Source organism: Sporosarcina sp. Y838, assembly GCF_056786515.1.
Genome location: NZ_JBXCJD010000018.1, coordinates 43,426 through 53,374, shown reverse-complemented (window position 1 = coordinate 53,374; position 9,949 = coordinate 43,426). Strand labels below are relative to the sequence as shown.

The 9,949-nt window shown below is 37.1% G+C and carries 8 protein-coding genes and 3 pseudogenes; 8 read left to right on the top strand and 3 right to left on the bottom strand.

Features of this window, described 5'->3' with window-relative positions; all coding sequences use genetic code 11:
* The first annotated feature begins 223 nt into the window (after positions 1-223).
* From AC1TO4_RS16355 to AC1TO4_RS16340, 4 genes and pseudogenes are all read left to right on the top strand, one after another.
* Positions 224-727 (top strand): hypothetical protein, encoded by a 504-nt coding sequence (locus tag AC1TO4_RS16355; RefSeq protein WP_482106196.1) that lies wholly within the window; start codon positions 224-226, stop codon positions 725-727.
* Between the two features lie 452 nt (positions 728-1,179).
* Positions 1,180-2,542 (top strand): annotated as a pseudogene (locus tag AC1TO4_RS16350) (IS3 family transposase).
* 169 nt (positions 2,543-2,711) lie between these two features.
* On the top strand, positions 2,712-2,843 hold the full coding sequence (locus AC1TO4_RS16345) for a hypothetical protein (RefSeq protein ID WP_482106195.1): 132 nt from the start codon (positions 2,712-2,714) through the stop codon (positions 2,841-2,843).
* Positions 2,833-3,309, top strand: a pseudogene (locus AC1TO4_RS16340) (nucleoside deaminase); the annotation flags it as partial. The gene AC1TO4_RS16345 and the pseudogene AC1TO4_RS16340, both read left to right, overlap by 11 nt.
* A gap of 423 nt (positions 3,310-3,732) precedes the next feature.
* Here the strand turns inward: AC1TO4_RS16340 and deoD are convergent.
* Positions 3,733-4,452 carry a purine-nucleoside phosphorylase gene (deoD, locus tag AC1TO4_RS16335; RefSeq protein WP_482106194.1) on the bottom strand — a complete coding sequence of 240 codons (720 nt, stop codon included), beginning with the start codon at positions 4,450-4,452 and terminating at the stop codon, positions 3,733-3,735.
* 703 nt (positions 4,453-5,155) lie between these two features.
* Positions 5,156-5,566 (bottom strand): hypothetical protein, encoded by a 411-nt coding sequence (locus AC1TO4_RS16330; RefSeq protein ID WP_482106193.1) that lies wholly within the window; start codon positions 5,564-5,566, stop codon positions 5,156-5,158.
* A gap of 198 nt (positions 5,567-5,764) precedes the next feature.
* On the opposite strand from AC1TO4_RS16330, the gene AC1TO4_RS16325 reads away from it, so the two are divergent.
* From AC1TO4_RS16325 to AC1TO4_RS16310, 4 genes and pseudogenes are all read left to right on the top strand, one after another.
* On the top strand, positions 5,765-6,334 hold the full coding sequence (locus AC1TO4_RS16325) for a histidine phosphatase family protein (RefSeq protein WP_482106192.1): 570 nt from the start codon (positions 5,765-5,767) through the stop codon (positions 6,332-6,334).
* Between the two features lie 796 nt (positions 6,335-7,130).
* Positions 7,131-7,223: pseudogene (locus AC1TO4_RS16320) on the top strand (sporulation transcription factor Spo0A); the annotation flags it as partial.
* Between the two features lie 146 nt (positions 7,224-7,369).
* Positions 7,370-8,932 (top strand): DUF342 domain-containing protein, encoded by a 1,563-nt coding sequence (locus tag AC1TO4_RS16315; protein ID WP_482106191.1) that lies wholly within the window; start codon positions 7,370-7,372, stop codon positions 8,930-8,932.
* Positions 8,925-9,644 carry a glycerophosphodiester phosphodiesterase gene (locus AC1TO4_RS16310; protein ID WP_482102514.1) on the top strand — a complete coding sequence of 240 codons (720 nt, stop codon included), beginning with the start codon at positions 8,925-8,927 and terminating at the stop codon, positions 9,642-9,644. Before AC1TO4_RS16315 ends, AC1TO4_RS16310 begins: the two co-directional genes overlap by 8 nt.
* A gap of 61 nt (positions 9,645-9,705) precedes the next feature.
* On the opposite strand, the gene AC1TO4_RS16305 is transcribed toward AC1TO4_RS16310, so the two are convergent.
* Positions 9,706-9,942, bottom strand: coding sequence for a DUF2627 domain-containing protein (locus AC1TO4_RS16305; RefSeq protein ID WP_482102515.1), 237 nt, complete (start codon positions 9,940-9,942; stop codon positions 9,706-9,708).
* Between the last annotated feature and the right edge of the window lie 7 nt (positions 9,943-9,949).

The window sequence follows — 9,949 nt, the reverse complement described above, 5'->3', positions numbered from 1 at the left end:
AACTTTGCGTCATCAATCTTAATTGAACCGCCGTATACCGAACGGTACGTACGGTGGTGTGAGAGGTCGGGAGTTAATCACTCCCTCCTACTCGATTATCTATTCTAATAATAAACGACCATTGCTAAGTGGTCTTTGTAGAGCGAAAAAGAATTATACAATAGGCGATAGATATGTGTATATTACAAAAATCGACAAAAAAACATGGTAAGAACTAGGCTTCATGAAAAATCCTTCTGAAATTCATTACTGTCTAGTTGCTTCGCTAATAGTTAAGAAAATTTTTGATTCTCATGAATTAGCTGCAGAAACATTTGAAAAATCTAAATATACTGTACATCCAGAGGAAACAAATCATCCACCAAACTTAATTACAAGTGATTTACCAGACTGTGCTGTTAGTAAAGATTATTGTATCGTAGTTTCAAAAGCTAAAAAAGGAAAGCAGCAACTTACGCCAGATAAAGCAACATTAGATGACTGGCAATACCAATATCACCTTTATAATAATCGTAAAAAAAAGAAGAACTTACCGGTAGCAGAATGTGAATATGAAATATTGAGAGAGGGAAAATATGCTCTCATTCAAAACTTGGACAAGAAATACATTATTACCGAAAGTGAATTACAATTTTTTTATGAAAAAAGCGATTCTCCAAAGATGAATACTATGGGGCGAAAAATTAATGAATCAAAGATTCAAGAGTTATTATTTAATTTTTTATAAATATATTGCAAAAATAGGCAGTTTCTAGATACTAAGCTAATAAGGAATAATTGGGCGTAGGTGGTTGCTGTAATGACTTAGTAAGGTAAGAGTATTTTATAACTTGGAGAGCAGCATGGTTAAAATTATGCTGCTTTTTACTCATTTAGGATTCAATACTCAATCGCTATTACACAAGATATATAGAAGTTAAACAATATAAAAAACAAATGCCTAAAAGAGTTCGTATAGATTTAGATAAACTACTAAGAATGTTAATATTCCTCTCTCTAACATGTTAAGAACAGCATAAATACTCGGTAAAGTAATCACAATAAAAAAATAAAATTCGATAAAGTGAGCGTCGAGGTATACCTCGACGCTTACTTTATCGAAAATAAATAAGCAAAAACCCTTGATAGTGATCTGCCCCGTAAATGTTAGACACCAACTAACATTTACGGGGTGTTTTTATGTCTAAATTTACAGTAGAAGTTAAATTACAAGCGGTGGCACGCTATTAACTGGAAACGAAAGCTATAAAATGATTGCAGAAAGTATTGGCGCAGAAAAATCTCAAGTCATTAATTGGGTGAAATTATTTGAAGCACAAGGAGAAAGTGGTTTTAAGAAAGGCTATACAAGCTAATCATCAGGGTTTAAACTAGACGTACTCAATTTTATGATCGAAACAGGTGCGTCTCTTCGAGAAACGGCAAGCACATTTAATATTTCTTCCCCTAGTAGCGTTTATAGGTGGGAGCAGTTGCTTAAGTCAAAAGGAATGGACGCGCTAGAACCAAAGAAAAAGGGGCGTCCATCCATGAAAAAAGAAACGAAGAAAATCGAATCACAAAAATCAATCTCAGCTGAAGGTTCAGTAGAAGCCTTACAAGCGAAAATTGAGCGTCTAGAAATGGAGAACGCTTATTTAAAAAAGTTGAACTCTTTAGTTCAGATGCAGGAAAAATTACAAACAAAATCAAAGCGCAAGTAATTTTTGAACTAAAGGAACAATATGAGGTCGTGGATTTAGTTGAAGTCGCTGACATTCCACGCAGCACTTATTACTACTGGGAAAAACGATTAAATCAAGTTGATAAGTATGAGGCAGTTAAAGAAGCGATCAAAATCATTTATCACGAACATAAGGGGCGTTATGGCTACCGCCGTATCACGAAAGAACTGAAGAAATACGGGTTTACGCATGACCCGAAGACCATCAATCGTTTGATGAATGAAATCGGCTTAAAATGTAGGGTCCGCATTAAGAAGTATCGCTCTTATAAAGGAAACGTCGGGAAAATCGCTCCTAATGTATTACAACGTGATTTTAAGTCAGACAAAATGAATCAGAAGTGGGTAACAGACGTGACCCACTTCCATCTCTTTGGAGAAAAGCGCTATCTGTCACCTGTTCTTGATTTGTGTAATGGCGAGATTATCGCATATAAAGTCATGAATCGACCGGTCTATCAACTTGTAGGTGATATGTTAGACGAAGCTGTTCAGTGCCTTCAACCAGGAGATGAAGTAATTCTTCATTCCGATCAAGGCTGGCATTATCAGATGCAAAAATATCAAAAAACATTACAAAAGCATCAGATAACCCAAAGTATGTCCCGTAAGGGTAACTGCTTAGATAATGCAGTCATCGAAAATTTCTTTGGCTTATTAAAATCAGAACTGCTTTATTTACAAGAGTTTGAGAGCATGGAGCATTTTGAAAAGGAATTAGAAGAATATCTTCAGTATTACAATCACAAACGAATGAAGGCGAAATTAAAAGACCTGAGCCCGGTTGAATACCGAACTCAGATCTTAGAAGCTGCCTAAAATATTTGTCTAACTTTATTGGGTCAGATCAGTTTGAATTGCCCCTTGTTATTAATACAGTCAGGATACTACAAATGATATCTTCTTCAAAATTAAGCAATAACTTTAACCTAGCCTAAATTTAAATCGGTATGTAACTTTGAAACAGATTAACGGGAGTTGAATCCAAATGAATGGATACGAATTAATTAATACAATTGTTTCACAAAAAATAGGATTAAGGACTTCTAAGATATTTATTGAAAGTCAAAATAGCAAATTTGAAGGAAAAGGACGAGGAGGATACAATTATGATAAGTGATTCAGATTTGAAGCACCTGCGACGTTGTGTTGAATTAGCAAAAACTGCACTGGAGAAAGGTGACGAGCCATTTGGTTCGATACTTGTCTCAGCCAACGGAGAGGTGCTTGAAGAAGACCATAATCACGTTGCGGGTGGTGACCATACTCAACACCCGGAATTTTCTTTGGCGCGATGGGCAGCCAATAACATGACACCTGAAGAAAGAAGCAAGGCGACAGTATATACCTCTGGCGAACATTGCCCTATGTGTGCTGCGGCCCACGGTTGGGTTGGTTTAGGTCGGATCGTTTATGCAAGTTCGTCTGAACAGTTGGTACAATGGTTGAATGAAATGGGGGTTACTCCATCGCGCGTTCGAAATCTTCCCATTCATGATGTTATTTGTGATACCACAATAGATGGCCCTGTTCCTGAACTAGCGGAGCAAGTTCGTCAACTCCATCGTCAGTTTTACGCAAGGAGACGTCACTCAACGACAACACCGCATCTACCCACGCAAACGATGGCGGGGAAGAAAATACATCCGCACCAGTTACCGCGTAGTATTCACCATTTAAACGCGCATGTAGCGGCGTCTTTGGATTGATACCATACATCGTTCCGTTGTCTCCGTCAAAATAAGCTTAAGTGGGGGAGCAGAGGACGATTCTTCCTGTTGTTTCGTCCACATTCATATTTCTTTCCTACAACCGTTTAAGATAAAATCCCCGACGTAAATTAGCATATCTGACCAGGTAATGAAGGATTTGTACGGGTTATCAGAGTTAATATACTTCATGACTATTTTAATTCGGATTGATGCTCCTCGGTGATGTTTAGGCTGTGTATCTACTCTGTGACACATTTACATTCATCCAAGAAAAGAGGTATTTATGACTCCCATTACTTATACTAAATCTAAAGCTATTTCCATCATCTTTGTAAATGAAGTTTGTCTTTCCTCTTGTGTTATTTGTTCATGTGTAATCATATGGTCACTTACTGTTAAAATTGTTAATGCTTTAGCTCCAGCACTAGCAGCATTTAAATATAAACTTGTCGTTTCCATTTCTTCCGCTAATATTCCCATCTTAGCCCACTTTTCTGTTGCAGTTTCATCAGCATTATAGAAAACATCACTAGATAGTACATTTCCTACATGAACCTTATAATTCTTTTCATCAGCTATTTTCTTAGCTTTTTCTAATAATTCATAAGATGCTGTAATTGGAAATTGACCTGGAAGATTCCATTGATGTGCATAATTTGAATTTGTTGCTGCTCCCATAGCAAATATAATATCATATAACTTAATATCATTTTGCATAGCCCCACATGAACCTATACGAATTAAATTTTTAACTCCAAAAATATTAATTAATTCCCATGAATATATTGCCATACTTGGTGACCCCATACCGGTACCCATAACAGAAACTTTCTTTCCTTTATATTCGCCTGTGTACCCCAGCATACCTCGAACTTCATTAAAAAGAACTGGTTTTTCTAAAAAGTTTTCAGCTATAAACTTTGCACGAAATGGATCTCCTGGCAAAAGTATAGTTTCAGCTATTTCTACTCCATTTGGCTTAATATGTGGTGTTTCTTTTAATTCATTGTTTTTCATTTGATTCTCTCCTTAATATTCTTATATTATTATTAAACTATATCTTTTGTAATCGAGTTTTTTTCTATTTAACGAGACTTATCATTAATTAAATTTATGGTCTACTAATGTTGTTGACCAATGCATCAATTTGTCCAATTTACGTCTGTTACACATTGGAAAGCGTCTTGAAAAGCTGGGGGAGATAGTAATACTCTTTCGCTGTCTCCACGCTACTGTAGATAATTGCGCTCTCCCTAGCACCTTTCGTTGGAAAAAAGCAAACGCCATCTGTATGAGTTTTGCAGTAACCGCCAAAAGTAACGGTTTGGATTTCTACGAATACCTGAAGAAACTTTTTACGGATCTAAGCGGAATTTAAATGATGTATTCGATAAAAAAGGTGCGCTTATTATTTATAATTCGGGCTTACATCATTTTAGCCCGGGTTCATTAGTTCAACAAGAGGAGATTGTCTATCGTCTTTTACCTTGCTGCAATAGAACATCAAAAAGGCGACGTATCCTTAAATGGAAGGTCACATTTTCCATTTAATCTCAACAATTTGCGGCAACCTTAATTTACCACCGCTTGTCCAACCTCGTGATTTAACTATGACAGAAAAAGATGGCAATATTATTATCAAAGAAAAATTAGAAGCTTTGGACTCCCATTTAGGAAGTCCACTGCATTTCATAACTCATCGGTTAAAGGATGATTTTACTTAATTCTTCTCTTTTTTTTTGGAGCCATGATTGCCGTCATCAACTGTACCTTCCCCCGCCTTGTTTTCCGGCTCTCCACTAGCAACAGCACCCGCAGCAGCACCAAATGGATCAAGAGCAGTAGCCATGGTATCTCCAGGAAAAGCACCTACACCGGTTCCTACTGCTTTGCCAGCGTCATTATCGTCACGTTTGCGTTCGTTGATATCAGCCATCTCTTTCATTCCCTTCTTATAGGAATGTGCTATTGTTTTAGCAGCACTGTCCCGTAACATATTTTGTCCAATAGGGACTAATTTATAGGTGGGATTAATGAGAGCATCTGTATTTTTTTGTAATTCTTTAAAAAATAGTACGCAATAAGAAGAAACTTCAACAGGTTTCGAAGGCAGAAGGTTCAGTAATTCCATTTGTTATCGGGTCGAATAACAGAATTAAGTAACTGGACTTTGGCGTTGTAGGAGTGGAAAACGGAAAACTACGAAAGTATAAACAAATTATTGAGAGTTACCTGTTCTTGTTCAACTAACGGAGCAGGTTAGTTGAACAAGTAATTCTAATATTTAATATAGAAAAACTAACTCATCATATATTAAAGGAGACTAACAATGGAGATTTCATTGATTAGACATGGTAAATCCACGTGTACTAAAACTAATAGAATATCATGTAAAGAATTTGGGGATTGGGTTAAAAAGTATGACTATAGCGGTGTTTTTGAAGAGGACGCTTATCCAACAGTAACGCTAAAGAATTTAGCAACAGCAAATATTGTTATAGCAAGTGATTTTAAAAGGTCTGTCGACTCGGCAAATTTGTTGAATTCAAACTTAAAAGCCATTTCAGACCCTCTATTTCGTGAAATTGAGTTACCTATTCCATTAACGAATTTATGGAGATTAAAATTAAATTCGAGTATTTGGGCAGTGATTTTAAGATGTTTGTGGTTTAGTGGTTATTCAAGAGGGTGCGAGTCTTTGAGTAACGCAAAAGACAGGGCTAAAAAGGCATCCGAATTGTTAGTTAAGTATGCTCAAGAACATAGATCAGTAGTATTGGTTGGACATGGATTTTTCAATATGTTGATTGCAAAAGAACTACAAAAAATGGGGTGGAAAGGTAAGAAAAAAACAAGATCTAAGCACTGGGGTTGTACTACATATTCCTTATTCAACTAATGCCTTTACAGGGCAGCTTTTCTTATATAAATCCCGTTCAGCGATCAAATACCACCCATTGTCGGTTATTTTGATTTTCAAAAATTCAAATTAGATGTTAAAACAAACATGAAGGTGGTGGAGAGAAAGACGAATTAGACAGGCATATTGAAAAAATCACTTCGATATATTTCTATCGTGATGATTTAAAATGCAAATCATTAAATACATATATTATTCTCCCCTATATTCTACGCCCATTTTAGGTGCACAAAAAGACGACCTCATCCAAAGATGAAATCGTCTTCGTTTAATAAATGTTGTTACCACATATGACATTATATGGTCGCAGCGACGTTTAAGCTATGTATATATTTGTCCAATTGATAAGCCAAGTACACTTGGTAACCTATTCAGTGATGCATAGCTGAACAATCAGAAGTCAGCAGAAGCCACAATACCATTTGAACTCGAGGAGAATGGGAAGGGGCGAACAATTTAGAGAGGACAACGCCTTGGCATTCAGTAAACTGTGAAGAACACAGACAACCGATAAGGCATGCTTGATGATTCAATTTGGTGAACAAGGCATCACTAAAAATACCATCAAAATGATAGACATTAAGCAGGATTAACAATAGCCCCTTTACAGTCTCTTATACAGAGCTAGTGAAGGGGCTTTTATACATACATATCCTAATTGACTCCTTCTATTATATAGGGTAAGATTATCAGTAAATATAATGGATGAAATTCAATAAAGAATGTGATCTCCTATACCGACAAACTATATAGCTTAACCCTTCATACTAGCACTTATACTGTGCACCACTTGAAAAGTAAACCCACTAATTCAGAGTTCATCGCAATGATTGCCGTTAAGATTCGACTTGAACATATGGCGAGCTGAGTAAGTAATAAAATTGACCAATAGTTATACCTGCTCATCGGAATCAATGTTCCAGGGCGGGTATTCTTTGTCGTTTAAGACGAACTATTCCAACAAATCGAGTAATAATTCTTTATAATGATAAATAGAGAAAGGATGAAACTTCTATGTTGATTCAAAATGATTACTTTGATCTTTCGGTAGTAGAGGAAAAAGTAATATTGCGTACAAAGAAGAATGGTTTTCCACTTAAATCATTCGATGAAATAACGCGTGACCATCCACAGCTAAAACTTAATTCGTTTACAACGTTACGGAAAGCGCTAGCGAATCCTGAAGGAGAATATATTATTGGCAGTTGGTTGCCTGCAATTGAAGTGGCCCTTTCAACTGATAAGATGACAGCCCAACTATACATAAATTTGTCAGTGAAAGAATACGAAGAAAATAAACTATCTATTCTTAAAGCAGCTGAAAGTGTGATTGATGAGGCTGGAATCATATACGGAAAAAAAGTATTACTAAATGAACCATTTAAACCGGGTGAGCCAATTACGGCGGCCGTTGGAAGGCAGCCACAAAAAGGTGCGGATTCGGTCATTACATACATAGAAATTCCTGAAAGAAGGCCAGTCATTCGTGAAGATGGCATTGCCGATTATTTCGAGATGAATTTTGTTACTCCTGTTGTTATAGACGATTGGCTTGGCGAAAAAATTCCAGCGCAAGAAGGTATCGATGGTTGTGATATTTTAGGAAACCCTCTGCCAGCTCAAAAAGGAGAAGAGAAGCAGCTAGCTTATGATAAGAAATCAGTGACTGAAGTGCAAGAAATGGGTAAATTCGTACTGCGGGCAGCGCACGGCGGGGCTCTCGAAAGCATTGACGGTGTTATTGGTGTAGGGAAACAGCTAATCGTAAATGGGGATGTTGGTCCTGAAACGGGTTCGATTACATTTGACGGTGCAGTTAAAGTTTATGGAACTGTCAATGCAGGTTATTCGATTAACGCGACGGGCAGCATTGCTATAGAAGGAAATGAAGGAATCACAAATGCGAAGGAAATTCAGTCGAGTGATGGGGATATTTACATAAAAGGCGGTGTGTTCGGCGGAGGAATGACCATTGTCGAAGCAAAAGGAAATATCTTAATAAAGCATGCAAATAACTGTAAGTTATATGGGAAAGAAATTCATGTAGGTCTATATCTGCTAGGAACGGAAGTTACTGCTGATTATGTATTTGTCGACAACAACAAAGGGAAAATAATTGGAGGTGTAATCGAAGCGCTTTATAAAATTGAATGTGCTTTTGCAGGAAACAACCATGAACGGAAAACCGTTCTTCGTTCAAAAGGAATCGATAAAGATGAAATCTATATAAAAATTCAAGAAATGGCAAAAGAGTTGAAAGAACGCCAAGAAGTTGTCGCTAAACTTGAACATAACGTCTCGCTAATAGAAGGGGTTCAGAAAGATTTGAAGGGCACGCGAGCAGACGCATACTTGAAACTGACAGAGACGATTAAATCGAACAAAGAAAGCATTTTACACCTTGATAAAGAGATTCAACTCGAATTACGTAAAATTAAGCTCGCAGTTCCCGAACAAATCGAAGTAACAAAGGAAGCCTATTCAGGAACCATAATTGAAATCGGATCTAAGTCTTCCATACTTCACGGTACTACGAAAGGTATTTTCACAATAGAAGATGGTGTGCTGAATGTCTAAGCCATCTATCTTTGCGCATCGAGGTGCTTCAGGTGCCCGCTTTGAAAACACAATGAAAGCATTTGAATTAGCTGTCGTACAAGGTGCTGATGGTATCGAATTGGATGTGCAAGTGACTGAAGACGGCGTTCTATTTGTTATCCATGACCTAGTACTATCAAGACTTGCAGGAATTCGTCGATCAATTTCATCTATGACAGGTGTAGAAGTGAAGCGAATCCGCGTGGGGAGAAAATACACTCGTTTATTTGTAGGACACAAAATCCCCACATTAATTGAAGTAGTGTCATTTTGCCAAAGCCATCATTTAGCACTTAACGTCGAATTGAAAGAAACGGTTTCGGAACGTCCAGAATTTATCAAACAAATTCTCGATATCGTTACTCATGTTGAAGAAGTCCACATCTCGTCATTTGACTACGAGTTATTAGAAATGGTGAAAAAAATTAATTCCCAAATAGAAACGGCTTATCTTTTACGTAAAAATGTTGTGGATTGGAGTAATCTGGAACAATATACATACGCGGATGGATTCCATTTACATAAACGATTATTGAAAGAACCCTATTTAAACAATCTAATTCTATCCGGGAAGAAAATCAGGGTATATGGCATCACTGGAATAGAACCCATCGTTTTAAATCCGCCTCCGTACATTGATGGCTGGATTACAGATTATCCAGATCGTCTTAAAAGTAAAAAAATGGATTGAGACAAATGAATCTGTCTCAATCCATTTAATTTTGTTGACTCTCCAAAAACCACAGCTGTTCTTACTCTTGTTTGAATCGTCCTTGCACTCGTCCTTTTCTTCGGTCGCGGCGCAATAGGAAACCTGCAAAAAACCACAGACCTCCTCCGAATAATAAAAACCCTACAATGAATTGAAGCATTATGGACGGAAACGGATTGAATAAAACACCAAATATAGAATCTCGCATAAGCTTAATGCCGCCGGCTGCAAATAGTCCGGGGATAAGCAACACGATAAATGCTGCTAGACGTGCCATATAAGAC

Coding starts and splice junctions, on each gene's coding strand:
- AC1TO4_RS16355 (WP_482106196.1), top strand. CDS start 224: ATGAAAAATCCTTCTGAAATTCATTACTGTCTAGTTGCTTCGCTAATA.
- AC1TO4_RS16345 (WP_482106195.1), top strand. CDS start 2,712: ATGAATGGATACGAATTAATTAATACAATTGTTTCACAAAAAATAGGA.
- deoD (WP_482106194.1), bottom strand. CDS start 4,452: ATGAAAAACAATGAATTAAAAGAAACACCACATATTAAGCCAAATGGA.
- AC1TO4_RS16330 (WP_482106193.1), bottom strand. CDS start 5,566: ATGGAATTACTGAACCTTCTGCCTTCGAAACCTGTTGAAGTTTCTTCT.
- AC1TO4_RS16325 (WP_482106192.1), top strand. CDS start 5,765: ATGGAGATTTCATTGATTAGACATGGTAAATCCACGTGTACTAAAACT.
- AC1TO4_RS16315 (WP_482106191.1), top strand. CDS start 7,370: ATGTTGATTCAAAATGATTACTTTGATCTTTCGGTAGTAGAGGAAAAA.
- AC1TO4_RS16310 (WP_482102514.1), top strand. CDS start 8,925: ATGTCTAAGCCATCTATCTTTGCGCATCGAGGTGCTTCAGGTGCCCGC.
- AC1TO4_RS16305 (WP_482102515.1), bottom strand. CDS start 9,942: ATGGCACGTCTAGCAGCATTTATCGTGTTGCTTATCCCCGGACTATTT.